Genomic DNA, 26,388 nt, shown 5'->3' with positions numbered 1-26,388 from the left:
CAGGAGAGCGCAAAAGCAGAACGCCCGCATAAGCGGGCGTCGGGGGCAAGTCGGGAGGGGATGATTATTCTTCTTCGTCGCGCAGCGGAACAATCAGCATATCAACGTGAACGGTGTTGATAAGTTGACGCGCGGAAGACATCAGTTTGCTCCAGAAGTCCTGGTGATGACCACAAACAACCAGATCCATATCGTATTTCTTGATTGCATCCACCAGAACCTGACCCAGATCGCCGCTGCCGCTCAGGGTTTCAGTGATTGGGTAACCTGCGTTGGTAGAGAGCTCGGTCAGCGCGTGATGCGTCTCTTCGGAGATGCGTTTCTGCATATCACCCAGATTCACATCAATAAGCCCGGTGTATAGGTCAGAGTAGTTTACATCTACGTGGATCAGAGAAACCTTCGCATTGTAGGGGCGAGCCATAGAGACTGCTTTCTCTACCAGAACTTTGCTTTCCGGGGAGAGATCGACCGCGATGAGAATGTGTTTATAAGCCATAGTGTTACTCCTTCCATAAAGTTGTCGATGACTGGCCAGCTAGCGTTTCTTGTGCCGTTACGTCACCCGCGTCCTGCGAACTACGTGCGCGGGGCTAACCCAGCCGTAAAGATTCAGTGTTAAGACCATCCTTACCTTATAGCGACCCGGATGATCCGTCAATCCGCCTTGCTTACCAATCAGATAATCAAATTTTCGAGATGAATATATTGATAGTGGTTAACCTTATGGAAAAAAAACAAGCTGATCTCCTACACTATCTATAGAGCCGCTCGGATGTGTGTCACGACAAAAGCGGTTTCTCCAGGACCTGGTGTTAACTGATTGGCAGCGTATCGGGAGCGGTAGCCCCGGAGTGGAACTCCGTGGGCAGGTCGCCGGGGAGGAGGTATGATAAGCACCGTCGCATTATTTTGGGCTTTATGTGTCGTTTGCATTGTTAACATGGCGCGCTATTTCTCATCTCTACGCGCGTTGTTAGTGGTACTGCGTAATTGCGATCCATTGCTCTATCAATATGTAGATGGAGGGGGCTTTTTTACCTCACATGGCCAACCTAACAAACAGGTGCGTCTCGTCTGGTATATCTATGCTCAGAGGTATCGCGATCATCACGATGATGAGTTTATTCGTCGCTGCGAGCGTGTGCGTCGGCAGTTTATTCTGACCAGCGCATTGTGTGGTCTGGTCGTGGTAAGCCTGATTGCATTGATGATCTGGCATTAAGAACCACAGCAATAACGCATAAAAAAAGCGGGTCAGAAAACTGACCCGCTCGTGACTTATGACAAACGCAAAATTGCCTGATGCGCTACGCTTATCAGGCCTACATGATCTCTGCAATTTATTGAATTTGCATGTTTTTGTAGGCCGGATAAGGCGTTCACGCCGCATCCGGCATGAACAAAGCGCACTATGTCAACAATCTGAAGCGGGTCATTCAGTTGACCCGCTCGTTTTTCTGCGTGCGATTACAGGAACTGCAAGGAGATCCAGTACAGCCCGCCGGAGAGCAGTATCGCAGCCGGGAGGGTAAACACCCACGCCATCAGAATGCTGGTTACTGTTTTACGCTGTAAGCCGCCGCCATCAACAACCATCGTCCCCGCTACGGAAGAGGAGAGTACGTGAGTGGTGGAAACCGGCATCCCGGTATAACTCGCCAGGCCGATAGACACCGCAGCCGTCATCTGGGCAGACATTCCCTGAGCGTAGGTCATGCCTTTCTTACCGATTTTCTCACCGATAGTCGTTGCCACACGACGCCAGCCAATCATCGTACCGATACCTAATGCCAGCGCGACCGCCATGATGATCCACACCGGAGCGTACTCGATGGTACTCAGCATATCGGACTTCAGTTTCTTCAACAGACGCTGATCATCTGCTGTGACGCCAGGCATTTTCACCACTTTGTCGATGGTGTCAGATACGCACAGCATAATGCGGCGCATCTGGCTACGTTGGTCAAGCGACAGCTTGTCGTAGCTTTCCACGTCAGCAGTCAACATGCCTTTCAGGCGATTGAGCGCGTTAATGGTATTCGACGGATGGCAATGGAACTCCGCAGGTTGTGTTGCGCCTGCTTCCGGAGTCGGTACTAACTGATCAGCACCGGTCGCCTGTTTCAGCAGTGCAGGGTGTTGCTCAAAGTAAGCTTCCACGTTGTTGATTGCATCACGGGTACGAGTGATTTCGTAGCCTGAGGCATTCATATTAACCACGAAGCCCGCTGGTGCGACGCCAATCAGCACCAGCATAACCAGACCAATGCCTTTCTGACCATCGTTCGCACCGTGAGAAAACGCCACGCCGACAGCGGAAAGGATCAGCGCGATACGCGTCCAGAACGGCGGCTTTTTCTTACCGTCTTTCTTTTCACGCTCCGCTGGGGTCAGGTGGATACGGGCGCGTTTCTTAGTGCCGCTCCAGTAGCGACGCAGCAAGAAAATCAGACCGCCAGCAAACACCAGGCCGACAATAGGGGAAACGATCAGAGATGCGAAAATACTTAATACTTTCGGGATATTGAGTGCATCCACCACTGACGTACCGGTCATCAACGCATTGGTTAAACCAATACCGATGATTGCGCCGATCAGCGTATGGGAGCTGGATGCAGGCAAACCAAAGTACCAGGTACCCAGGTTCCAGATAATCGCCGCCAGCAACATAGAGAACACCATGGCGAGACCATGGGACGATCCCATATTAAGCAGCAAGTCTGTCGGCAGCATATGCACAATGGCATAGGCAACACTAAGACCACCCAGCAAAACACCCAGGAAGTTGAACACTGCCGCCATAACCACTGCGAGCTGAGAACGCATCGCGCGGGTATAGATGACAGTTGCCACAGCGTTGGCTGTGTCATGGAAACCATTAATGGCTTCGTAGAACAGCACAAAAGCCAGTGCAAGCAATAATAACAGCCCGGTATGCAAATCCAGGCCAGCAAACAAATGTAGCATAGGACGTTACGCCATTTTGAGGACATGAACGCGGCGCATTATCAGTGACTTTCGCGGCGCGGGCAAAGTGAAATATAGATTTTTTTGATTTGCCTCCTGTATGATTTTCGCTCAAAAAATAATTATCTTATATAATTCAGGTAAATACTTCCCCTAAGTAATATTGATGCTGGTGCGACCACTGAGGAATCTTTACAATTCACGCCCGTTTTTTCTAAGAGGAGCGCAACGTGGAAAGGTTTGATGCCATTATTATAGGCGCTGGTGCGGCTGGTATGTTCTGTTCTGCGCTGGCAGGTCAGGCGGGACGCAGAGTTTTGCTGATTGATAATGGTAAAAAACCGGGGCGCAAAATCCTCATGTCTGGTGGTGGACGCTGCAACTTTACCAACCTTTATGTCGAGCCTGGCGCCTATCTGAGCCAGAATCCGCATTTTTGTAAGTCTGCACTCGCGCGTTTTACCCAGTGGGATTTCATTGATCTGGTCAATAAACACGGCATCGCCTGGCACGAGAAAACGTTAGGGCAACTCTTCTGTGATGACTCTGCACAGCAGATTGTCGACATGCTGGTGGATGAGTGTGAAAAGGGTAATGTGACCTTAAGATTGCGCAGCGAAGTGCTGAGTGTGGCAAAGGATGAAACGGGGTTTACGCTTGAACTGAACGGTATGACCGTCGGCTGCGATAAACTGGTCATTGCCACCGGAGGCCTCTCGATGCCTGGTCTGGGCGCATCGCCGTTCGGTTATAAGATTGCCGAACAATTTGGCCTCAACGTGTTGCCCACCCGCGCTGGCCTGGTGCCATTCACTCTGCATAAACCGTTGCTGGAAGAGTTACAGGTGCTGGCAGGCGTGGCGGTGCCTTCGGTGATCACCGCTGAAAACGGCACCGTATTCCGCGAGAACTTACTCTTCACTCATCGTGGCTTATCCGGCCCTGCGGTATTACAGATTTCCAGCTACTGGCAGCCGGGAGAATTTGTCAGCATCAATCTGCTACCGGATGTGGATCTCGAAACCTTCCTTAATGAGCAGCGTAACGCACATCCAAACCAGAGCCTGAAGAACACCCTGGCGGTTCATCTGCCGAAACGGTTGGTTGAACGGTTACAACAACTCGGGCAAATCCCGGATGTCTCGCTAAAACAGCTCAACGTGCGTGATCAACAGGCGCTGATTACCACGTTAACCGAATGGCGTGTGCAGCCCAACGGCACCGAAGGCTATCGCACCGCCGAAGTGACGCTCGGCGGAGTGGACACCAACGAACTCTCTTCACGGACAATGGAAGCGCGCAAAGTGCCGGGGCTGTACTTCATTGGTGAAGTGATGGACGTCACCGGCTGGCTGGGGGGCTATAACTTCCAGTGGGCATGGTCGAGTGCGTGGGCTTGTGCGCAGGATTTGGCGGCAGAATAAGAAGCAAAATGCCCCCTCGTTTTCGCGGTGTAACCAGGGGGGATTAACCTGAATAAAGCCCAGATAAGACATTCGACACCTTATCTAAAGCCTTTTCTATTATTTTTTCGCAGAACCCGCTTCTAATATAGAAACGATTGAAAACAGCGTAAAACACACTGCACCTAAGCCCACCAAAACTCGCGAGGGAATAAAGTAAGCCATATCGATTTGCGCAATTTCAGCAAGGAACGCCGCGAGGAACAGGCAAAACAGACAGGTAAATACCGGTATCATTGGTATTCTGTTGGTTAACGAACAGGTGCGTCTCCAGACTAACGCCAACAGCCACACTTTGGAGAAAATGCTGTAGCAGATCATCCCCAGACAAATGAGAATAATGCCGGGTGCCAGACGGGCGCTTGCATCTGAACTGATTAATACGTAGATGCCCTGAATAACGGTAAGTGAACCGAGAAAAATAACCCAATAACACCAGAGCCAATGTTCTTTCGCTGAGAATGTGTTCCGCGTTTGATGAACAATAGTGGCGACCAGGCCAATAAGACAAGCGCAAATTGCCGTTAGCCCCAGGAATACATGGCCTGCAACATAATGCGCTGGAATATCTGCACTACGCAAAAGCGCAACTGACCAGAGGAAACCAAAGAGAGTCAGAAGTAGTGGCACGGCAATTAAGCAATTACCAATAAGCGAAGAATAAGCCTGAAGCGGAGTTCCATCGCTTTTACTCCCTGCTGCGTTTTTCGGGATGAGCAGAAAATGCCCGGAAGATGCCGCGACGGTTGATACGCAGGCGGCAATCATCCCAACACCAAAAATAACGTGCCCGGCAACAAATTCATCCGCCATCACATTATCACTTGCCAGCAGAGACCATCCCCAAATCATCGTTGCAACGGAACCTGCATAACCAATAATAGGAAATAGCGTGTTGTAGAATTTATTCACACCATGAGTTAACTGAGAGATGATAATAAATGCAGTAGTGAACAACGCCAGGCATATTGCAGAAAGAGAAATTAAAACATGCCCTGCAACGAAATATTCACTTTGCCCAGAACCTGCTAATACAAAATCACCTAACGCGATGCATATTATACCCATTATCAAAGGGATTAATTTAAACAACCATCCGATATATATATTCATCTCAATCTCCATATGCGTTTCCGCTAATGTCAGAAAGCGTGTAAGTAGTATTTTTAGTCAATTAAATATAACAATGAGATACCACTAATTGTAAAAAGTAACTTTACTATAACCGGATTTATTGTTCTGAGTATTGAATTTTATAGGCGAGTTAATGCTGGCAAATAAATATTTATCCTACAGCTAATTCTGAATGAATATCTTTTCCTTATTTTTCATCGTTGCTTAAAACGCTGCTTTTTCTCATCCACCCTCTTTTCGCAAAAATACCTTATTACCTTTCGGTAAGATATTTGTACACAAGAGAATAATAACACTGCGTGATAGTCCCCGTTCCTGTTAAGGATATCTTTGGTTAAAAACGTAATCGAAATGTAGAACATCGTGATGTATCACAAGCTGATTGTAATCAAATAGACAACATGAATATAACTGTTAGTATTTAATTGATTTAACTTATGAGTATGCGTGTTTCATTTACGGCCAGGAATGCTGATGATGACAACATTACTACCCGTTTTCACTAAGCCTTCCCCGTTGGCGCTCATCTTGCGGCGCCCTGGTCGTATATGCCGTTTCCTTCTCATCCCGGATGGAAGAATCCGCTGAACATCGTTCGCGGCTGCTGTAACACGCGTCGTTTACTTACAGGGATTATGGCGGGTCGATTATGGATAAGATTAAGCGCCATCTGGCGTGGTGGGTTGTCGGGTTACTGGCGGTTGCTGCCGTCCTGGCGTGGTGGTTATTGCGCCCGGCAGGTGTACCGGAGGGTTTTGCCGTCAGTAATGGTCGCATTGAAGCGACGGAAGTGGATATCGCCAGTAAAATTGCCGGACGTATTGACACCATTCTGGTGAAAGAGGGGCAGTTTGTCCGTGAAGGTGAAGTGCTGGCGAAGATGGACACTCGCGTGTTGCAGGAGCAGCGACTGGAAGCCATCGCGCAAATCAAAGAGGCGCAAAGTGCCGTTGCCGCCGCGCAGGCTTTGCTGGAACAGCGGCAAAGTGAAACTCGTGCCGCGCAGTCATTGGTTAATCAACGGCAAGCTGAACTGGACTCCGTTGCCAAACGTCATACGCGTTCCCGCTCGCTCGCCCATCGTGGAGCTATTTCTGCGTAACAACTGGATGACGACCGCGCCGCCGCCGAAAGCGCCCGTGCTGCGCTGGAATCGGCAAAAGCCCAGGTTTCGGCTTCTAAAGCCGCTATAGAAGCGGCTCGTACCAATATCATTCAGGCACAAACGCGTGTAGAAGCTGCGCAAGCCACTGAACGGCGCATTGCCGCAGATATCGATGACAGTGAACTAAAAGCCCCGCGCGATGGACGCGTGCAGTATCGGGTTGCTGAGCCAGGCGAAGTGCTGGCGGCAGGCGGTCGGGTGCTGAATATGGTCGATCTGAGCGACGTTTATATGACCTTCTTCCTGCCAACCGAACAGGCGGGTACGCTGAAACTAGGCGGCGAAGCTCGGCTGATCCTCAATGCCGCGCCAGATCTGCGTATTCCTGCGACCATCAGTTTTGTCGCCAGCGTCGCCCAGTTCACGCCAAAAACCGTCGAAACCAGCGATGAACGGCTGAAACTGATGTTCCGCGTCAAAGCGCGTATCCCACCGGAATTACTCCAGCAACATCTGGAATATGTCAAAACCGGTTTGCCGGGCGTGGCGTGGGTGCGGGTGAACGAAGAACGTCCGTGGCCTGAAGACCTGGTGGTGAGGTTGCCGCAATGACGCATCTGGAACTGGTTCCCGTTCCGCCTGTCGCGCAACTGGCGGGCGTGAGCCAGCATTATGGAAAAACCGTTGCGCTGAACAATATCACTCTCGATATTCCGGCACGCTGCATGGTCGGGCTGATTGGCCCGGACGGCGTCGGGAAGTCGAGTTTGTTATCGCTGATTTCCGGTGCCCGCGTCATTGAGCAGGGCAACGTGATCGTGCTGGGCGGCGATATGCGCGACCCGAAGCATCGCCGCGACGTCTGCCCGCGTATCGCCTGGATGCCGCAGGGGCTGGGAAAAAATCTCTACCACACCTTGTCGGTGTATGAAAACGTCGATTTTTTCGCCCGCCTGTTTGGCCACGACAAAGCGGAGCGGGAAGTCCGAATTAATGAGCTGCTGACCAGCACCGGGTTAGCACCGTTTCGCGATCGTCCGGCGGGAAAGCTCTCCGGCGGGATGAAGCAAAAACTTGGACTATGCTGTGCGTTAATCCACGACCCGGAATTGTTGATTCTTGATGAGCCAACGACGGGGGTTGACCCGCTCTCTCGCGCTCAGTTCTGGGATCTCATCGACAGTATTCGCCAGCGGCAGAGCAATATGAGCGTGCTGGTCGCCACCGCCTATATGGAAGAGGCCGAACGCTTCGACTGGCTGGTGGCGATGAATGCCGGAGAAGTGCTGGCGACCGGTAGCGCCGAAGAACTGCGTCAGCAAACGCAAAGCGCCACGCTGGAAGAAGCATTTATTAATCTGTTACCGCAAGCGCAACACCAGGCGCATCAGGCGGTAGTGATCCCACCGTATCAACCTGAAAACGCAGAGATTGCCATCGAAGCGCGCGATCTGACCATGCGTTTTGGTTCCTTCGTTGCCGTTGATCACGTCAATTTCCGCATTCCACGCGGGGAGATTTTTGGCTTCCTCGGTTCGAACGGCTGCGGTAAATCCACCACCATGAAAATGCTTACTGGGCTGCTGCCCGCCAGCGAAGGTGAGGCGTGGCTGTTTGGGCAACCGGTTGATCCAAAAGATATCGATACTCGCCGTCGGGTGGGCTATATGTCGCAGGCGTTTTCGCTCTATAACGAACTCACCGTGCGGCAAAACCTGGAGTTACATGCTCGTTTGTTTCACATCCCGGAAGCGGAAATTCCTGCGCGAGTTGCTGAAATGAGCGAGCGTTTTAAGCTCAATGACGTTGAAGATGTGCTGCCGGAGTCATTGCCGCTCGGCATTCGCCAACGGCTTTCGCTGGCGGTAGCGGTGATTCATCGCCCGGAGATGTTAATCCTCGATGAGCCTACTTCTGGCGTCGATCCGGTGGCGAGGGATATGTTCTGGCAGTTGATGGTCGATCTCTCGCGCCAGGACAAAGTGACTATCTTCATCTCCACCCACTTTATGAACGAAGCGGAACGTTGCGACCGTATCTCACTGATGCACGCCGGAAAAGTGCTCGCCAGCGGTACACCGCAGGAACTGGTTGAGAAACGCGGAGCCGCCAGTCTGGAAGAGGCATTTATCGCCTGTTTGCAGGAGGCGGCGGGGCAGAGCAACGAAGCCGAAGCACCGCCCGTGGTGCGCAACGCTACCCATGCGCCGCGTCAGGGATTTAGCCTGCGCCGTCTGTTTAGCTACAGCCGCCGCGAAGCACTGGAACTGCGCCGCGATCCGGTGCGTTCGACACTGGCGCTGATGGGAACGGTGATCCTGATGCTGATAATGGGTTACGGCATTAGTATGGATGTGGAAAACCTGCGCTTTGCGGTGCTCGACCGCGACCAGACCGTCAGTAGCCAGGCGTGGACGCTCAATCTCTCCGGTTCCCGTTACTTTATCGAACAACCACCGCTCACCAGTTATGACGAGCTGGATCGCCGGATGCGTGCGGGCGATATCACGGTGGCAATTGAGATCCCGCCCAATTTCGGGCGCGATATCGCGCGTGGTACGCCTGTGGAACTCGGCGTCTGGATCGACGGTGCGATGCCCAGCCGCGCCGAAACGGTAAAAGGTTACGTGCAGGCAATGCACCAGAGTTGGTTACAGGATGTGGCGAGCCGGCAATCGACGCCCGCCAGCCAAAGCGGACTGATGAATATTGAGACGCGCTATCGCTATAACCCGGACGTAAAAAGCCTGCCAGCGATTGTTCCGGCGGTGATCCCGCTTCTGCTGATGATGATCCCGTCAATGCTAAGCGCCCTTAGCGTGGTGCGGGAAAAAGAGTTGGGGTCGATTATCAACCTTTACGTGACCCCCACCACGCGTAGCGAATTTTTGCTCGGCAAACAGCTACCGTACATCGCGCTGGGGATGCTGAACTTTTTCCTGCTCTGCGCCTTGTCGGTGTTTGTGTTTGGCGTGCCGCATAAAGGCAGCTTCCTGACGCTCACCCTGGCGGCGTTGCTGTATATCATCATTGCCACCGGAATGGGGCTGCTGATCTCCACTTTTATGAAGAGCCAGATTGCCGCCATTTTCGGTACGGCGATTATCACGTTGATTCCGGCGACGCAGTTTTCCGGGATGATCGATCCGGTGGCATCGCTGGAAGGGCCGGGGCGTTGGATCGGCGAGGTTTATCCTACCAGTCATTTTCTGACTATCGCGCGCGGGACGTTCTCGAAGTCGCTGGATCTGACGGACTTGTGGCAACTTTTTATCCCGTTGCTGATAGCCATACCGCTGGTAATGGGCTTAAGCATCCTGCTGCTGAAAAAACAGGAGGGATGATGCGCCATTTACGCAATATTTTTAATCTGGGTATCAAAGAGTTGCGCAGCCTGCTTGGTGATAAAGCAATGCTGACGCTGATTGTCTTCTCGTTTACGGTGTCGGTGTACTCGTCAGCGACCGTCACGCCAGGATCGTTAAACCTGGCGCCGATCGCCATTGCCGATATGGATCAATCGCAGTTGTCGAACCGGATCGTTAACAGTTTCTACCGCCCGTGGTTTTTGCCGCCGGAGATGATCACCGCCGATGAGATGGATGCCGGACTGGATGCCGGGCGCTATACCTTTGCGGTAAATATTCCGCCTAATTTTCAGCGTGATGTTCTCGCTGGACGCCAGCCGGATATTCAGGTGAACGTCGATGCCACGCGCATGAGCCAGGCATTCACTGGCAACGGGTATATCCAGAATATTATCAACGGTGAAGTGAACAGCTTTGTCGCGCGCTACCGTGATAACAGCGAACCGTTGGTATCGCTGGAAACCCGGATGCGCTTTAACCCGAACCTCGATCCTGCGTGGTTTGGCGGGGTGATGGCGATCATCAACAACATTACCATGCTGGCGATTGTTTTGACCGGATCGGCGCTGATCCGCGAGCGTGAGCACGGCACGGTGGAACATTTACTGGTGATGCCGATAACGCCGTTTGAGATCATGATGGCGAAGGTCTGGTCGATGGGGCTGGTGGTGCTGGTGGTATCGGGATTATCGCTGGTGCTGATGGTAAAAGGCGTGCTGGGCGTACCGATAGAAGGCTCGATCCCGCTGTTTATGCTTGGCGTGGCGCTCAGTCTGTTTGCCACCACGTCAATCGGCATTTTCATGGGGACGATAGCGCGTTCAATGCCGCAACTGGGGCTGCTGGTGATTCTGGTGCTGCTGCCGCTGCAAATGCTTTCCGGTGGTTCCACGCCGCGCGAAAGTATGCCGCAGATGGTGCAGGACATTATGCTGACCATGCCGACGACACACTTTGTTAGCCTCGCGCAGGCCATTCTCTACCGTGGTGCCGGATTCGAAATCGTCTGGCCGCAGTTCCTGACGCTGATGGCAATTGGCGGCGCGTTTTTCACCATCGCGCTGCTGCGATTCAGAAAGACGATTGGAACAATGGCATAAGGAAGGGAAACTTGACTTCATATTGTGATGTCATACTATTGATGTCATAAAGTGAAGTCATAAGGACATGCCATGAGAACACAGGTACAGGCTTTACGGAAGAAACAAAAAAATACATTGGATCAAATATTTAAATCTCCTGTTCCTCAAGGGATTAAGTGGTCTGATATAGAGTCACTGGTTAAAGCATTAGGCGGAGAAATTAAGGAAGGAAGAGGCTCGCGTTGTAAGTTCATACTAAATATGAGCGTTGCGTGTTTCCATCGGCCTCATCCGTCGCCAGATACCGATAAAGGCGCTGTAGAAAGCGTGCGTGACTGGTTACTAAGTATAGGGGTAAAACCATGATCAAACTGAAGACGCCAAATTCTATGGAGATTGCCGGGCAACCTGCTGTAATTACCTATGTGCCAGAACTGAATGCATTTCGTGGCAAATTCCTGGGCTTGTCAGGTTATTGTGATTTTGTCTCTGACAGCATTCAGGGGCTGCAAAAAGAGGGGGAACTTTCCCTGCGAGAGTATCTTGAGGATTGTAAAGCTGCGGGTATTGAGCCTTATGCGCGTACAGAAAAGATTAAGACCTTTACGTTACGCTATCCAGAATCGCTGAGTGAACGCCTTAATAATGCGGCTGCGCAGCAACAAGTCTCTGTTAATACCTATATTATTGAAACGCTGAATGAGCGTTTGAATCATTTATAAATTTTAGCGGCGTTCATTACGCAGAACATCTGCCTTTACAGGATCTATCTATGCAACTGAACTTAATTTTATAAATTAAGTTCAGTTAATATCTTTTCTTTCCGCGTTTCAGAAATAACTCAATCTTCCTTCGGCAGGCACTGTAAATGCCCGTGTCGCACGCCGCGCTGGGCGATAACGTCATCGGCAAAATGTTGCACGTCACCCATGTCACCTTTCAGCACGGCGATTTCCAGACAGTCGTCGTGGTTGATGTGCACATGCAGAGTAGCAACCGAGAGGTCGTGGTGATGATGCTGGGTGGAGACAATACGGCTGGCTAAGTCGCGTTTTTCGTGTTCATACACATACGACAGCACTGCGAAACCTTGTGTGCCGTGCTGCTGGGTGGCCTCCTGCGCCAGGGAGCTGCGCAGAATATCGCGGATAGCTTCGGAACGGTTGTTATAGCCACGACGCTGGCTCAGGCTGTCCAGCGTCTCCAGTAAATCGTCATCAAGCGTGATGGTGACTCGTTGCATTTGCGTTAAACCTTTTCAGTGGCGCGACGGCGCACGGGGAATGCGGGTAATACCGCGTTTTGTAGCACACGTCCGGCGTCAGAGGAAAAAGTTAATTTCTCTCCCACCACCTGGGTTTCGACGATTTGTCCGTTGTCCATCACCATCACCCGCTGGCAAAAGCGTTCCACCAGGCGTAAGTCGTGGGTGATGAACAGGCAGGCGGTGCCAAACTGTTGTTGTAGCTTTTTCAGTAGACGAATGACGCCCGCTTGTAACACGAGATCAAGGTTAGAAACGGCTTCATCCAGAATCAGCAGTTTCGGTTCGACCGCCAGCGCGCGCGCCAGGCAGACGCGCTGGAGCTGACCGCCGCTTAATTGCGGTGGGCGTTTGTCGAGCACGCTGTCATCGAGATCTACCGCCTTCAGCATTTCACTGGCGCGCGCCAGTTGTTCGGCTTTTTTCAGCGATAGCAGGTGGCGCATCGGTTCTCGCAGGATCTCGCGCACGGTTTTGCGTGGGTTAACGGCGCTGATGGAGTCCTGAAACACCATCTGAATATCACGGCGGAACGCTTTACGTTGCGCGCGATTGAGTTTCGCCAGCGGTTCGCCACGCCAGCTAATATTCCCTTGTGAGGGCGACTCTAAGCCTACCAGCAGCCGCGCGAGGGTGCTTTTTCCGCAGCCACTGCGTCCCAGCAGGGCGACGGTTTCACCGCTTTTCAGGGTCAGAGAAACGTTATTGAGTACCGCCTGATGCTGGTGCTTACCGCTGAATCCACCGTGCGCATAGTGATGTGAAAGGTTGGAGACGTGAAGTAAAGTCATGATGCCAGCTCCATACCGTAGAGGGCGAGATGAGCGGAAACCAGGCTGCGCGTCACCGTATGTTTGGGGGCGTTAAACAGCGTTTCTACATCGCCCTGTTCAACAATCTTGCCGTGAGACATTACCGCCACATCGTCCGCCAGACGCGCTACTACGCCCATATCATGGGTGACCAGCAGCATCCCCGGCGCTTGTTTTTGCATAATGCTTTCCAGTAGATCGAGGATGCGCGCTTGCGCTACTACATCAAGGTCGGTGGTTGGTTCATCGGCGATGATAAACGGCGATTCGCACAGCACCGCCATCGCAATCATCATGCGCTGCAACATACCGCCGCTCATCTCGAACGGGTACAGCTTCAATACACGCGTGGCGTTTTCCAGCCCCACCGCTTCTATGGCAGCGGTAAGCGTGGCGTCATCGGCGGGTTTCCCCAGCGCCAGGCAGGTTTCCCGCGCGTGGGTCTGCATGGTGTGTAGCGGATTAAAGGCGCTGCGCGGGTTCTGCATGATGGTGGCAATTTTGATACCGCGTAGCGCGCAGGGCGAAACCGGTTTGCCATCGGCTAAAATTTCTCCCGCCGTCTGGCGAACGCCTGCGGGCAGAATGCCCAGAGCCGCCGCGCAGGTTAATGATTTCCCGCTGCCGCTACCACCGACTAACGCCAGCACGCGCCCGCGTTGCAGAGTTAATGATACTCCGTGTACCAGCGGCTGAGCGGCCTGTAGCGCGATATCGCGCAGTTCAATCTGTTGTGGCATTAGTGTGCGTGCTCCGTCACCAGATGAGGGTCCAGATGATCGCGCAGTGCGTCACCCACCAGGTTAAAGGCCATCACGCTGATAAACAGCGCCAGCCCCGGCCAGAACATTTGCAGCGGCTGGGTCCAGATATACTGACGTGCGTCGTTAATCATCACGCCCCATTCGGCGGTCGGCGCGGTCACGCCGAGGCCGAGGAAGGACATCCCCGCGACGTGCAGCATCATATGGCCGATATCCAGCGTTGCCAGCACCAGCAGCGAGGGGATCACCGCACCTGCCAGATGATCAACAAACACCCGCACATGGCCCGCGCCAGAAAGCCGTGATGCCAGCACAAACTCGCGCTGGCGCAGTGAAATCACCAGGCTGCGCACCATGCGTGCATACCACGCCCAGTGCGACAGGGCGATGGCGATAATCACGTTAGTCAGCCCGGTGCCGAGCACGCCGACCATAAAGAATGACAGAATCGAGGTCGGGAAGGTCATAAACATATCCGCGACGCGCATGGTGGCCTGATCAACGCGCCCGCCAATCAGCCCCGCGCTGCCGCCAATGACCAGCCCTAATGTCAGCACCAGCAGCAGGCAGGCCATTACCGAGCCGAGCGACACGCGGGTCGCCGCCATCAGCCGCGAGAAAATATCACGCCCTAAGTGATCGGTGCCCAGCCAGTGCTGCGCATCCGGCGAGAGCAGGCGCGACGGCAGATCAATCGCCTGTGGGTCATACGGCAGCCACCACTGGCTGGTGAGCGCAATCAGCGCCAGCAGGGCGATAATGATCAGCGCCAGGCGTACCGACCAGCGGGAAGAGAGGAAAAAGTTCACGCGTGCGCTCCTTCATGACGACGAATACGCGGGTCCAGCGCGGCGTTGAGTAAATCAACAATCAAATTACAGACCACAAAAACCACCACCATCATCAGCGTAAAGCATTGAATCACCGGATAGTCACGGTTAAAAATCGCCGACACCGCATAGCGTCCGACCCCCGGCCAGGCAAAGATGTTTTCGATAATCATCGTCCCGCCGATCAGTTCGCCGATGTGCATCCCCACGGCGGTGATCATCGGCAACGAGGCATTGCGCAGGATGTGACGGCGTTCGGTCTGTTTAGCGTTAAGCCCGCGCAGCCGTGCCCAGGTCACGTGACGCTGACCGGCGACGTCCAGCATACTGGCGCGCAGCAGTCGCGCGTTAATCGCCAGCGACATAAAGGCGATGGAAACCGCCGGCAAAATGATGTGCTGCCAGCCGCCGTAGCCCATCGCGGGTAGCCATTGCAGATACACCGAAAACGCCATCACCAGTAAAAACGCCAGCCAGAAGTTAGGCATTGAGACGCCAAGAAACGCGATGAAACGCACGGCGAAATCCGGCAGGCGGTCGCGATGGCGCGCCGCCCAGATACCGAGCGGCACGGAAGTGAGCAGAATTAACACCAGCGCCGCTCCTGCCAGTTCCAATGTTGCGGGCAGGAAGTTCAGCATATCGTCGAGCACCGGGCGTTGGCTGGCGAATGAGATACCAAAGTCAAGATGCAGCGCCTTCCACAACCAGGTGCCGTACTGGACGTACAGCGGCTGATCCAGTCCCAGCATGGTGCGGGTAGAGGCCAGCATCTCCGGCGTCGGCGGCAGGTTAGATAAACGCAAATAGTCGAGCGCCGGGTCGCCGGTGCCGAGGCGCAACATCAGAAAAATGATCACCGAGGCGGCGAGCACCATCGGGATCAGCAGCAGAAAGCGGCGTAATACGTAACGCAACATTAAGGTTTCACCGGTTTAATCTGTTCGAACGGAATTTCGGTGGCGATCGGCGCGTAGGGGATGTTGCCCAGTTCCGGTTTCGATACCACCATCATTGAGATGTAGCTGATAGGCAGGTAAACCGCCTCGTCATGCAGACGGGTCAGAATGTCGCGATACAGCGCCTGACGTTGCGTTTCGTCGTGGGTCGCCAGCACTTCGCCGATCTCTTTATCAATCAGCGGCTTGTCGGCTAAACCTTGCTGTGCCTGGAAGTCAGCGTGCGACGGTACGCGCATTGAACTCAGGAAGGCGTGTGGATCGTATGGCGCGCCCCAGGTGCGGTGGAAAATCATGCCAAAACGACCGTCGCGCTGACGAGCATAGATACTGCTCTCTTCTTCGCCAATCAGCGAGACATCTGCGCCAATCTGGCGCATATCAGCCTGAATGATTTCCGCCATCGATTTGCTTAACGCATCGGTGCCGATGAACGACAGTTCAATGCGCAGCGGCTGACCATTTTTCTCGCGGATGTCTTTGCCCGCAGGCAGCGTCCAGCCTGCTTTTTCCAGCAACTCTTTCGCTTTCTGCGGATCGTACTGGCGCGGTTTCAGACCGAGGTTGGCGTAGGGCACAGAAGGGGCAAACAGGGTGTCGGCGACCTGCTGGGTGCCATACAACGCGTTATCAATCAGCGATTTTTTGTTCACCGCGTAATTAAGAGCTTCACGTACTGCCAGCTCGTTGGTGGGGGCTTTGGCGGTATTGAGCGCCAGCATCACGGTTTCGATCGGCTGTGACAGTTGGGTGTGGTAAGCCGGGTTCTGGCTAAAGCGGGCGAAGGTATCGAGCGGTAATAACCCTTCGTTTCCGTACAGCAGGTCGATATCACCGGTTTCGAAAGCTACTGCGCGAGTGGTCGGATCCGGGATCACGTTGAAGGTGATCTTTTTAATCGCCGGCTTTTCGCCCCAGTAGTTTTCATTACGGACGAAGACATCGTACTGATTCAGTTTCGATTCCTGCAAAACCCACGGCCCGGTGCCAATTGCCGCTTTAATCCCGTTCATGGTTTCATGGTTTTTAAACTGCGAGGGGGCGATAAAGCGGAAAGGGCGGGGCAGAGCCAGTTCTTGCAGGAAAGGATAGTAGGCGCTTTTCAGGGTGATTTGCAGCTCCGTTTTACTGAGTGCTTTAACATCAACAATCTGGTTTGCCAGCTCCAGCCAGGCGTGACGTTGGCGGTTATCGAGCACTGCGCGGAAGTTTTCTGCCGCCGCCTCTGCATCAAATGGTTCACCGTTAGAGAATTTCACGTCATCGCGCAGGGTGAAGGTCCAGGTTTTGCCATCTTCCGAATGGATCCAGCTTTTTGCCAGCCACGGCATCACCGAACCATCTGCCTGGTATTTCACCAGCGGTTCATAAACCATGCTCTGGGCGAACATCTGGTTAGGCGTGTAAAGGTGCGGGTTTAGTGGCCCGACATTCACCGGCCAGGCGGTGGTGATTTCATCTGGCGCGGCAGCATGGACGATAAAAGACGCACAAGCCAGCAGCGTAAATAGAGTGCGGCGGAGTGTGGAGAACATAGTAGCCCCAATGGATAAATAGTTGGCGAAATAAGTATGGCGACGATTCGCTATGTTGAAATCTGGTAGTGACTCTGCATATGCGGTCTGGGTGCGGCCTGTTCCCCTCACCCTAACCCTCTCCCCAAAGGGGCGAGGGGATGGTCCGTGCGCTTTTGTGGCTGCAACTGCAATCGCCAATCATTGCACGGTGTGCCTCCTCTACCCGAAGGGCGAGGGGACGATCCGTGCGCTTTTGTGACTGCAACTGCAATCGCCACTCATTGCACGGTGTGCCCCCTCTCCCCAGAGGGGCGAGGGGATGGTCCGTGCGCTTTTGTGACTGCAACTGCAATCGCCAATCATTGCACGGTGTGCCCCCTCTACCCGAAGGGGCGAGGGGACGAGCCGTACGCTTTTGTGACTGCAACTGCAATCGCCAATCATTGCACGGTGTGCCTCCTCTACCCGAAGGGGCGAGGGGACGAGCCGTACGCTTTTGTGGCTGCAACTGCAATCGCCAATCATTGCACGGTGTGCCTCCTCTCCCCAAAGGGGCGAGGGGATGGTCCGTGCGCTTTTGTGACTGCAACTGCAATCGCCAATCATTGCACGGTGTGCCCCCTCTCCCTTTCAGGGAGAGGGTTGGGGTGAGGGTAAAATACGGTGATAATCCCACTACCTTCCCTAAAAACGGGGAAAACTGCGCCCGCTCATGTTGAGTCATCGATTTCAAGTATGACGATTTTAAGTATTCGTCATACTGATAACCTGTTCTGGATCAATAGATGGGCAGTCGGATGGGCGGATCAGTTAAGCGAATCGACCCATTGCACCGCGTCGGTGGTGAGCGTAAAGGGGGTAGGGGTGCAGATCGCCAGACTTAAATTTTCAAGCTGACAATGGCTGACAGACAGCGAGGACTGATAGGTGCTGTCTACGCTGACGATTTGCCAGGCGCTGCCGCCACGCTGTTTAACGATGGCTTCTTTGCGTGTCCAGATGCGCCAGAACATTTCCAGTTGCTGATCAGGATGCACGGCGTCCATTTCGGCATGTTCCCCGAGGCTAAACACCGTGTTTGCCAGCCAGTGCCAGTTGGCGCGCGGGCGAATCACTTCGATATCGCAGCCAACTTCGCCTTCATCGCTCAATAGCAGGGCGATATCGTCACCGCTATGACTTAAGTTGAACCATAGCGGGGTTTCCGGCGCGAATGCGGGTTTGCCCTGTTCACCGTAGATGATGTCCGGTAGCGGAGAAAGCACGTGTGAAAGCAATGCACGTCCCGCCAGCCAGCGTTCGCGTCGTGGACCTTGCGGTGCTTGATCGCGTAAAGCCGGTGGCAGTGGAACTGCGCTTAAGGTCGAAACTTTCCCCAGAACTATCCGATACATATCAGAGCCAACGTTTAATGGAAAAGGAAAGTGCGTATCGTATCACTTGTCGCCTCATCCCGGTAACCGACTTTTCGGTCGTCCCGGTCCCAGTAAAATCGCCAGTTTGCTGCCGCCTTTGGTGGTTTCCATCCAGATTTTACAGACGCTGGTTAATGGCACCGAAAGCAACATACCCACCGGACCGAGTAACCATCCCCAGACCAACAAAGAAAGAAATACCACCAGAGTGGACATTCCCAGTCGATGCCCCATCATCCGTGGCTCTAAAATATTGCCGATGACCATATGGACAACTAAAAACAGTGCACCGACCAGAATACATTCGTAAACGCCATTAAACAGCAACACCTGAATCATTGGCGGTACGGCGGAGATCACCGCGCCAATATTGGGAACGTAGTTGAGCAAAAACGCCAGTACCGCCCACATCAGCGCAAACTGTACGCCCATTAGCGCCAACCCCAGCCAGACGATGACGCCTGTCCATAAACTGAGCAGCGTCTTCAATGCAAGATAGTGCGAAACACCTTTTAAGGCGCGGTGTAGTCCGGCGATGTGAATCTGTGGATTATTCAACGCAAAACGCATTTTGTAAGGCACGTGGCGCACTTCAAACAGCATGAAAACTACGGTCATCACCAGCAGAAGCACGCTCGCCATTGCGCCGGAAAGCCCGGTCATCAGCGCCGTGGTGAAGGCGACAACTTTTTCCGAATCCATCCGCTGAAGCATTCGTTCGGGCGACATATGCAGATTAAGAAACGGTAACATCTCTTGTAATTTAAACAGCTTACGGGTCAGTTCCTTATTAAACTTCGGCAGCATAGAGATAAATTCGTTAAACGATGCCGCTAGTACGCCGACCAGCGCAGTAAGTGCTATCAGCATCACCACCACCACAATGGTAATGGCAACGGGGCGTTGTACTCCACGACGAATAAACCAGGTGACCAGCGGATTGAGGACAATGGCGAAAAAGAGCGCCAGTAGCAGTTGCACAATGATATCTGCCGCTGCGTGAATGCCGGCGAGAATCACTACCAGCGAGGCCAGCTTGAGCAGAATATGCATTCCTGTTTTATCCGGTTGAAGGGTTTCCATTGGGGCTTCCTTGTGACTTTTTGTATTAAGTGTAGCGGGAGTCACGCCAGCAATATTCTGATTCTTACTGCTGATTTTCACGCCAGCCCGTGGTAAAAATGAAACACTGTTGTAAAAATGTGGTGATCCTCATGCCCGAACCCGTTGCCGAACCCGCGCTAAACGGATTGCGTCTTAACCTGCGCATTGTCTCCATTGTCATGTTTAACTTCGCCAGCTACCTCACCATCGGGTTGCCGCTCGCCGTATTGCCGGGCTATGTCCATGATGTGATGGGATTTAGTGCCTTCTGGGCGGGTTTAGTTATCAGCCTGCAATATTTCGCTACTTTGCTGAGTCGTCCACATGCCGGGCGTTACGCCGATTTGCTGGGATCCAAAAAGATAGTCGTCTTCGGGTTGTGCGGCTGCTTTTTGAGCGGGCTGGGGTATCTGACAGCAGGATTAACCGCCAGCCTGCCCGTCATCAGTCTGTTATTACTTTGCCTGGGGCGCGTGATCCTCGGCATTGGGCAAAGTTTTGCCGGAACCGGATCGACACTGTGGGGCGTTGGCGTGGTTGGCTCGCTGCATATCGGGCGGGTAATTTCGTGGAACGGCATTGTCACTTACGGGGCGATGGCGATGGGCGCGCCGTTGGGCGTGCTGTTTTATCACTGGGGCGGGTTGCAGACGCTGGCATTAATCATTATGGCCGTGGCGCTGGTGGCCATTTTGTTGGCGATCCCGCGTCCGTCGGTGAAAGCCAGCAAAGGCAAGCCACTGCCGTTTCGCGCGGTGCTTGGGCGCGTCTGGCTGTACGGCATGGCGCTGGCACTGGCTTCTGCCGGGTTTGGCGTCATCGCCACCTTTATCACACTGTTTTATGATGCTAAGGGCTGGGACGGTGCGGCTTTCGCGTTGACGCTGTTTAGTTGTGCGTTTGTCGGTACGCGACTGTTATTCCCTAACGGCATTAATCGTATCGGCGGCTTAAACGTGGCGATGATCTGCTTTAGCGTTGAGATAATCGGCCTGTTATTGGTTGGCGTAGCTACCGTACCGTGGATGGCGAAAATCGGCGTCTTACTGGCGGGGGCGGGTTTTTCGCTTGTGTTCCCGGCACTGGGCGTGGTGGCGGTAAAAGCGGTGCCGCAGCAGAATCAGGGGGCGGCGCTGGCAACCTATACCGTTTTTATGGATTTATCGCTGGGTGTGACCGGGCCGCTGGCAGGGCTGGTAATGAGTTGGGCTGGCGTGCCGGTGATTTATCTGGCTGCGGCGGGGTTGGTAGCAATCGCGTTATTGCTGACGTGGCGATTAAAAAAACGGCCTCCGGAACACGTTCCTGAGACCGTCTCATCATCTTAAAACTTACTGAATAACCAGCGTATTAATGATGTTTTCTGCGGTGGTCTGCGCTTTTTGCTGATCGTCAGCAGGCAGCGTGATTTGCATGGTCAGCAGTTGATTACCCACGTTACCCAGAATGACGGAAGAGTACGCCGTCTGGCCTTTCGCGGAGATAATGCTGTCTAACTGCTGCATTTTGTGACCTTTCAGCTCAATAGATTTGTTGGTCACCACTTGCAGTTGCGGATCGCGGCTACGTTGCTGATCTTCCAGACGCTTCGCCAGCACACCCAGATCTTCTTTCGGGTCATCGCCCATGATGACGATGACTGCTTTCTGCCCGGTGGCGTCGGACCAGACGTGCATATTATTGGCTTGCGTCCCTAGCTTACCGCTCTGGTCGGTCATATCCGCTGGCAGCGAGAAACTTAGCTTGCCATCAAGCAGGTTGACGGGATTTGCGGCAGCGTTACTTTCCGCGACAGTGCCTTCCGCCGTAGCGTTAGTGTCTTTATCATCACAGGCCGCAAGCCCCATAACCAGCAGGCCAATTCCGACATATTTAACCAGATTGCGCATTGACTTCTTCCTTATCGATAAACGGCCATAACGGCTCATTCATCCATCTTATCACAACTCTGATAACGAACCTTTAACTGGCCTGCAAAGCGTTGATTTCGGATTTATCTGCCAGTCTTTTCAATAGCATATTGAGTAATACGCCATACATTGGCAGGAAGAAAACGATGCTGATTAACACTTTGAAACAGTAATCAACCAGCGCGATTTCCATCCAGTGCTCGGCCATAAAAGCATCCGGGCTGCGCCAGAAAGCAATGAAGAAGAAGGCCAGCGTATCGCTGACGTTACCAAACAGTGTGGAAGCCGTCGGAGCCAGCCACCAGCGATGACTCTGACGCAGGCGGTTAAAAACGTGCACGTCGAGGATCTGCCCCAGCGCGTAGGCCATAAAGCTGGCGGTAGCGATACGGGCGACAAACAGGTTGAAATGGGCGAGAACGCCGAATCCCTGCCATGAACCCATATAAAACAGTGATGAGATGACGTAGGAGATCAGCAACGCGGGGATCATCACCGCAAAGATGATGCGACGAGCCAGCGGTGCGCCAAAAATACGCACGGTCAGGTCGGTAGCAAGAAAAATAAACGGAAAGCTAAACGCGCCCCAGGTGGTATGAAAACCGAAAATAGAGACCGGAAGCTGTACCAGATAGTTACTGGAGGTGATCACCAACAGGTGAAATAACGATAACCAGAACAACGCCTTATAGCGTTGAGTTTGTGAGAAAACGTTCATATTGTACCTTTTTGATTAGCCATTGGGGTGAGGGAACCCAATACGTACGACACGTTATTTTATAGTGAGATAATAACGTGCTTACCCTTTTTTCGAGCCGCCGCATGATACTGCTTTGGCTTGACAATGCAATGGTTAATTTTCACGCAATCGTTAACCTGGTTTGCTAACGGACTCACAGGGCGTAAACTAGCGCCGTTTTTTTATGTGATGAGAAGAAAATGACCGATCTCTTTTCCAGCCCTGACCACACACTCGACGCACTTGGCCTGCGCTGCCCGGAACCGGTGATGATGGTGCGCAAAACGGTGCGCAATATGCAGCCAGGCGAAACGTTGCTGATTATTGCCGATGATCCGGCCACGACCCGCGATATTCCTGGGTTTTGTACCTTTATGGAACATGAACTGGTCGCCAAAGAGACGGATGGACTGCCTTATCGTTATTTGATTCGTAAAGGCGGTTAATGGGGGAAGATTGGCTTCGATGCCGCCTTTTCCCCTCACCCTCTCCCCAGAGGAGCGAGGGGATCGATCGCGTCCAATTTTGCGATCGGTTTGCAGGCTGTCCCCATTACTTTCTGCGCAACAATCTTAACGCATTCGCCGTCACCAGCACCGTTGCTCCCGTATCTGCCAGCACAGCCAGCCACAGGCCGGTTATTCCTAAAAGCGTGGTGACAAGGAAGATCCCTTTCAGCCCCAGCGCAATGGTGATGTTCTGGCGGATATTAGCGTGAGTGGCGCGTGCCAGTTCAATCATTTGCACCAGGCCGCGCAGGTGGTTATGGGTTAATGCTGCGTCGGCGGTTTCCAGCGCCACGTCTGTGCCACTGCCCATTGCAATCCCAATAGCTGCTGCTTTCATTGCTGGCGCGTCGTTAATACCGTCACCGACCATCGCCAGCGGCGCGTGTTGGTTCAGCTCGGTCACCGCTTTGACTTTATCTTCCGGTAGTAATCCGGCTTTAAATTCCAGCCCCAGGTCACCGGCAATCGCTGCCGCTGCGCGTGGATTATCGCCGGTGAGGATCACCCCTTTGACGCCCAGCGTGTTCAGTTCACTGATGGCAGTGGCGGCATCGGCGCGCAGGGTATCCTGCAACGCAATGACACCCAGCACGTCATCGTTACGCACTACCAGCACTACCGTTTGCCCGGCGCTTTCCAGTTCGTTAATCAAACCGGCAAATGCCTCGGCTGGATGTTTCCCGGCAGCGCATATCAGCACCCGCTCTCCGTTAACCAGTGCTTCAATGCCAGAGCCAACCAGCGCCCGCTGTGACTGGGCGGTGGGAATTGCGAGTTCAGCAACCTGTGCTTCGCGCACAATGGCCTGCGCCAGTGGATGCGTCGCGCCTTGCTCGACCGCCGCCGCCAGTGTCAGCAGTTCAGATTCGCTAACGCCCGTTGCCGGATGAATCGCGGTAACGCGCGGTTTACCGACGGTCAGCGTACCGGTTTTATCAAATGCGACCTGGGTGACACGACCTAACTGCTCCAGCGCCGCACCACCTTTAATTAACGCTCCACGACGTGCCGCTGCTGCCAGTCCGGAGGTAATCGCCGCAGGCGTGGAGATAACTAACGCACACGGGCAACCAATCAGCAGCAGCGTCAGGCCTTTATAAATCCACTCCTGCCAGCTTGCGGCAAATAGCAGTGGTGGCACCAGCGTTACCAGCAGGGCGACGGCCATAATTGCGGGTGTGTAGTTACGGCTAAAACGGTCGATAAATCGCTCAATGGGTGCGCGGCGTTCTTCAGCCTCTTCGATCAGCTTCAGAATGCGGTCAATGGCGCTGGCACCCGGTTCTGACAGCACTTCCAGCGTCACCAGACGGTCTACGCTGGTGGCGCCTGCAGGAACTTTATCGCCCGTTGCGCGCTCCACCGGAATGGATTCGCCGGTCAGGGCGCTTTCATCAAAACTGGCAAACGGTGAGAGCAGTTTACCGTCGGCAGGCAAACGCCCACCTGCCGCAACTTCAATCACATCGCCAGGGCGCAGGCTATTGATCGCCACTTCTTCCCGCTCACCGTTACGCAGGCGCGTGGCGGTTTCTGGCTTCAGCGCCATTAACGCGCTGACCCCTTGACGTGCGCGGCTGGCGGCCCAGCCTTCCAGTCGTTCGCCAATCAAAAACAGCAGCAACACCATCGCAGCTTCTGCCGTTGCGCCAATAAACAGCGCGCCAATGGCGGCTACGCTCATTAAGGTTTCAATGGCGAAGTAGCTGCCGGATTTGATCAGCCGTAATGCCTGACGAGCAATCGGGTACAGACCAACCAGCGTGGTCGCGATAAACGCCAGTTGACCGAACGGATGATTAAATTGCTCCAGCCCCCAACTGATTACCATCATCACAATAAGCGTAATCAGCGGCAGATTCTCTTTCAGGCGTGATTCTTGTGGTTCGTCGGTGGCCTGTTCATCGCGCAGGGAATAGCCTGCTTTTTGCACCGCCGATTCAACTTGCGCACGGATGTCATTGTCAGCATCCACCACCAGTTTTTCGGTGGCGAACAACACCTGCACCTGATTCACACCTGCAAGCTGGCGCACGGCATTTTCCACTTTGCGTGCGCAGGCGGCACAGTCCATGCCGCTGACTTTCCAGCTATAGCGGGTGCCGGAGACGTTTTCAGAGAGTGTTGGCGTGCTGGAACATGCGCCGTCGCAGCAACAGTCGTTGGCATTCTGTGCCGGGGTTAGCGGTTTGAACGCGGCAAATTGAGGGACTTTTTTGCCGTGATTGTCGGGAGTCGACATGGCATCCTCCGGTTAAGTTTTTTCTCATTAACCGAAGGATACACTCTGGAGTCGACTCCAGAGTCAAGTTTTATCAGAGATACAGCGAGCGGACGATGAGGAAGTGTCCTGCAAAGTAGCAAGCCGCAGCAATGGCGTTATCCGCACGGAAGCGGCGGCGATAGTGGCTACCCAGCCAGACAAAGTTACTGATAAACAGCAACGAAGCGCCCATAAAGGCCGAGAGTGCCGGAGCCGTCGGGCGGAAGAACCACAATTCACCTGCCAGCCACACCATCACCAGCGTCATACCGATAAAAGTACAGACAGGCCAACGGAACTCCTCCAGACGCGTCCAGATAATGGCCAGCAATAGCGCGCCCAGAACCAGCAGTACCAGTGGCAGAGGCCAGAAGAAAGAGAGCGTCATCTGGCTGGCGAAATAGATGGTGTACAACAGGTGTGAGAGGAAAAATGCGCCGATAGCGTACATCAGACGCTGACGTGGCAATAGCGTTAGTGCATCGCCCAGCAGTGAGGCACACAGCCCCGCCAGCACCAGATAGCTAATAGCGTCGAACATCGGCGCTTGCCACGCCAGCAATAGCAGGAGAAGAAGGGTTAACGGTTTAAATACCCAGCGTTGCCAGGTTGGCCCACGGTACGATGCATCCACAGATAGCCATGCGGAAAGACAGACAGCGATAAACGACCAAAGCATCTTAGTTCCTTGAATTCGTTATTTTTTCGTAAGCGGAATGCCTACGGTCTTGCTATTCAGTTTAGTGGCGAGGATGGACGGATGACAACACCATAACTGGCAGGGTATGCTTATTTCCGCATTTTCCGATGAGGGATAAAGATGAGCAAACCACCTCTTTTCTTTATTGTTATCATTGGCTTAATTATCGTCGCCGCATCGTTTCGTTTTATGCAACAGCGGCGGGAAAAAGCTGATAATGATATGGCACCGCTCCAGCAAAAGCTGGTGGTGGTGAGTAACAAGCGGGAAAAACCGATTAACGATCGACGTTCGCGCCAGCAGGAAGTGACTCCGGCAGGCACCAGTATGCGCTATGAGGCGAGCTTCAAACCGCAAAGCGGCGGACTGGAGCAGACGTTCCGCCTCGACGCCCAGCAGTACCATGCCCTGACAGTGGGCGATAAAGGTACACTGAGCTATAAAGGAACGCGCTTTGTCAGCTTTGTTGGCGACAAATAA

25 protein-coding genes and 2 pseudogenes are annotated in these 26,388 nt (G+C 53.4%); 11 read left to right on the top strand and 16 right to left on the bottom strand.

From position 1 onward, the window contains the following. Positions 1–64: 64 nt before the first annotated feature. Positions 65–499 carry a universal stress protein UspA gene (gene uspA, locus A7098_RS18105; RefSeq protein WP_000323571.1) on the bottom strand — a complete coding sequence of 145 codons (435 nt, stop codon included), beginning with the start codon at positions 497–499 and terminating at the stop codon, positions 65–67. Positions 500–889: 390 nt separating this feature from the next. On the opposite strand from uspA, the gene uspB reads away from it, so the two are divergent. Beyond that, positions 890–1,225, top strand: coding sequence for a universal stress protein UspB (gene uspB, locus A7098_RS18100; protein WP_000626187.1), 336 nt, complete (start codon positions 890–892; stop codon positions 1,223–1,225). A 74-nt stretch (positions 1,226–1,299) separates the two neighbouring features. Here uspB and A7098_RS24290 read toward each other — a convergent pair. Both A7098_RS24290 and pitA read right to left on the bottom strand, forming a co-directional pair. Further along, a pseudogene (locus A7098_RS24290) lies at positions 1,300–1,398 on the bottom strand (hypothetical protein); the annotation flags it as partial. Between the two features lie 72 nt (positions 1,399–1,470). Then, on the bottom strand, positions 1,471–2,970 hold the full coding sequence (pitA, locus tag A7098_RS18095) for an inorganic phosphate transporter PitA (RefSeq protein WP_000902771.1): 1,500 nt from the start codon (positions 2,968–2,970) through the stop codon (positions 1,471–1,473). A 230-nt stretch (positions 2,971–3,200) separates the two neighbouring features. Here pitA and A7098_RS18090 point away from each other — a divergent pair, with 230 nt between their 5' ends. Continuing rightward, positions 3,201–4,394: an NAD(P)/FAD-dependent oxidoreductase gene (locus A7098_RS18090; protein ID WP_105281214.1), complete on the top strand. Its 1,194-nt coding sequence runs from the start codon at positions 3,201–3,203 to the stop codon at positions 4,392–4,394. A gap of 99 nt (positions 4,395–4,493) precedes the next feature. On the opposite strand, the gene A7098_RS18085 is transcribed toward A7098_RS18090, so the two are convergent. Further along, the gene (locus A7098_RS18085; RefSeq protein ID WP_105281230.1) at positions 4,494–5,546 is read right to left on the bottom strand and encodes a DUF2776 family protein; all 1,053 of its coding nucleotides are present in this window, start codon (positions 5,544–5,546) and stop codon (positions 4,494–4,496) included. Positions 5,547–6,041: 495 nt separating this feature from the next. Between A7098_RS18085 and A7098_RS24285 the strand changes: the two genes are divergently transcribed. From A7098_RS24285 to A7098_RS18060, 6 genes and pseudogenes are all read left to right on the top strand, one after another. After that, positions 6,042–6,155 (top strand): hypothetical protein, encoded by a 114-nt coding sequence (locus tag A7098_RS24285; RefSeq protein ID WP_212976463.1) that lies wholly within the window; start codon positions 6,042–6,044, stop codon positions 6,153–6,155. A gap of 61 nt (positions 6,156–6,216) precedes the next feature. Beyond that, positions 6,217–7,284: pseudogene (locus A7098_RS18080) on the top strand (HlyD family secretion protein). Beyond that, positions 7,281–10,016 carry a ribosome-associated ATPase/putative transporter RbbA gene (rbbA, locus tag A7098_RS18075; protein ID WP_105281213.1) on the top strand — a complete coding sequence of 912 codons (2,736 nt, stop codon included), beginning with the start codon at positions 7,281–7,283 and terminating at the stop codon, positions 10,014–10,016. The pseudogene A7098_RS18080 and the gene rbbA overlap by 4 nt, the downstream one beginning before the upstream one ends. Beyond that, positions 10,016–11,140: an ABC transporter permease gene (locus tag A7098_RS18070; protein ID WP_105281212.1), complete on the top strand. Its 1,125-nt coding sequence runs from the start codon at positions 10,016–10,018 to the stop codon at positions 11,138–11,140. The genes rbbA and A7098_RS18070 overlap by 1 nt, the downstream gene beginning before the upstream one ends. 72 nt (positions 11,141–11,212) lie before the next feature. Further along, positions 11,213–11,488, top strand: a complete 276-nt coding sequence (locus A7098_RS18065; protein ID WP_001260301.1) for a type II toxin-antitoxin system HicA family toxin — start codon at positions 11,213–11,215, stop codon at positions 11,486–11,488. Next, on the top strand, positions 11,485–11,844 hold the full coding sequence (locus A7098_RS18060; RefSeq protein WP_000593555.1) for a type II toxin-antitoxin system HicB family antitoxin: 360 nt from the start codon (positions 11,485–11,487) through the stop codon (positions 11,842–11,844). The genes A7098_RS18065 and A7098_RS18060 overlap by 4 nt, the downstream gene beginning before the upstream one ends. Before the next feature lie 119 nt (positions 11,845–11,963). Here A7098_RS18060 and nikR read toward each other — a convergent pair whose 3' ends face one another. The 8 genes from nikR to A7098_RS18020 all read right to left on the bottom strand — a co-directional run bounded on the left by nikR (position 11,964) and on the right by A7098_RS18020 (position 19,766). After that, positions 11,964–12,365, bottom strand: coding sequence for a nickel-responsive transcriptional regulator NikR (nikR, locus tag A7098_RS18055; RefSeq protein ID WP_105281211.1), 402 nt, complete (start codon positions 12,363–12,365; stop codon positions 11,964–11,966). Positions 12,366–12,370: 5 nt separating this feature from the next. Continuing rightward, on the bottom strand, positions 12,371–13,177 hold the full coding sequence (gene nikE / locus A7098_RS18050; RefSeq protein WP_032226703.1) for a nickel import ATP-binding protein NikE: 807 nt from the start codon (positions 13,175–13,177) through the stop codon (positions 12,371–12,373). Next, positions 13,174–13,938: a nickel import ATP-binding protein NikD gene (gene nikD / locus A7098_RS18045; protein ID WP_105281210.1), complete on the bottom strand. Its 765-nt coding sequence runs from the start codon at positions 13,936–13,938 to the stop codon at positions 13,174–13,176. The genes nikE and nikD overlap by 4 nt, the downstream gene beginning before the upstream one ends. After that, complete coding sequence (gene nikC / locus A7098_RS18040) at positions 13,938–14,771, bottom strand: nickel ABC transporter permease subunit NikC (protein WP_001008963.1); 834 nt, start codon at positions 14,769–14,771, stop codon at positions 13,938–13,940. The genes nikD and nikC overlap by 1 nt, the downstream gene beginning before the upstream one ends. Further along, positions 14,768–15,712: a nickel ABC transporter permease subunit NikB gene (gene nikB / locus A7098_RS18035; protein ID WP_000947066.1), complete on the bottom strand. Its 945-nt coding sequence runs from the start codon at positions 15,710–15,712 to the stop codon at positions 14,768–14,770. The genes nikC and nikB overlap by 4 nt, the downstream gene beginning before the upstream one ends. Beyond that, positions 15,712–17,286 carry a nickel ABC transporter substrate-binding protein gene (nikA, locus tag A7098_RS18030; RefSeq protein ID WP_105281209.1) on the bottom strand — a complete coding sequence of 525 codons (1,575 nt, stop codon included), beginning with the start codon at positions 17,284–17,286 and terminating at the stop codon, positions 15,712–15,714. The genes nikB and nikA overlap by 1 nt, the downstream gene beginning before the upstream one ends. A gap of 788 nt (positions 17,287–18,074) precedes the next feature. Continuing rightward, positions 18,075–18,662 (bottom strand): 4'-phosphopantetheinyl transferase AcpT, encoded by a 588-nt coding sequence (gene acpT / locus A7098_RS18025; RefSeq protein ID WP_000285798.1) that lies wholly within the window; start codon positions 18,660–18,662, stop codon positions 18,075–18,077. Between the two features lie 54 nt (positions 18,663–18,716). Beyond that, complete coding sequence (locus tag A7098_RS18020) at positions 18,717–19,766, bottom strand: AI-2E family transporter (RefSeq protein WP_032226699.1); 1,050 nt, start codon at positions 19,764–19,766, stop codon at positions 18,717–18,719. 98 nt (positions 19,767–19,864) lie between these two features. Here A7098_RS18020 and A7098_RS18015 point away from each other — a divergent pair, with 98 nt between their 5' ends. After that, on the top strand, positions 19,865–21,115 hold the full coding sequence (locus A7098_RS18015) for an MFS transporter (protein WP_123056769.1): 1,251 nt from the start codon (positions 19,865–19,867) through the stop codon (positions 21,113–21,115). A gap of 3 nt (positions 21,116–21,118) precedes the next feature. Here the strand turns inward: A7098_RS18015 and dcrB are convergent, their stop codons facing one another. Further along, positions 21,119–21,676 (bottom strand): phage sensitivity protein DcrB, encoded by a 558-nt coding sequence (gene dcrB / locus A7098_RS18010; RefSeq protein WP_001245287.1) that lies wholly within the window; start codon positions 21,674–21,676, stop codon positions 21,119–21,121. A 73-nt stretch (positions 21,677–21,749) separates the two neighbouring features. Then, positions 21,750–22,415 carry a 7-cyano-7-deazaguanine/7-aminomethyl-7-deazaguanine transporter gene (locus A7098_RS18005; RefSeq protein WP_105281207.1) on the bottom strand — a complete coding sequence of 222 codons (666 nt, stop codon included), beginning with the start codon at positions 22,413–22,415 and terminating at the stop codon, positions 21,750–21,752. 221 nt (positions 22,416–22,636) lie between these two features. On the opposite strand from A7098_RS18005, the gene tusA reads away from it, so the two are divergent. Further along, entirely contained in the window at positions 22,637–22,882 is a 246-nt protein-coding gene (gene tusA / locus A7098_RS17995) for a sulfurtransferase TusA (RefSeq protein ID WP_000130621.1), read from the top strand. A gap of 106 nt (positions 22,883–22,988) precedes the next feature. Here tusA and zntA read toward each other — a convergent pair whose 3' ends face one another. Together zntA and A7098_RS17985 are read right to left on the bottom strand one after the other, a co-directional pair. Then, the gene (gene zntA, locus A7098_RS17990) at positions 22,989–25,187 is read right to left on the bottom strand and encodes a Zn(II)/Cd(II)/Pb(II) translocating P-type ATPase ZntA (protein WP_105281206.1); all 2,199 of its coding nucleotides are present in this window, start codon (positions 25,185–25,187) and stop codon (positions 22,989–22,991) included. Between the two features lie 73 nt (positions 25,188–25,260). Next, positions 25,261–25,887 carry a lysoplasmalogenase gene (locus A7098_RS17985; RefSeq protein ID WP_000964714.1) on the bottom strand — a complete coding sequence of 209 codons (627 nt, stop codon included), beginning with the start codon at positions 25,885–25,887 and terminating at the stop codon, positions 25,261–25,263. Between the two features lie 141 nt (positions 25,888–26,028). Between A7098_RS17985 and A7098_RS17980 the strand changes: the two genes are divergently transcribed. Further along, positions 26,029–26,388: a DUF2500 domain-containing protein gene (locus tag A7098_RS17980; protein ID WP_000042879.1), complete on the top strand. Its 360-nt coding sequence runs from the start codon at positions 26,029–26,031 to the stop codon at positions 26,386–26,388.

It is taken from the genome of Escherichia sp. MOD1-EC7011 (assembly GCF_002965005.1).
GTDB lineage: Bacteria > Pseudomonadota > Gammaproteobacteria > Enterobacterales > Enterobacteriaceae > Escherichia > Escherichia ruysiae.
Note: the sequence above shows the minus strand (reverse complement) of the source record. Positions and strands in the feature narration are given on the sequence as shown.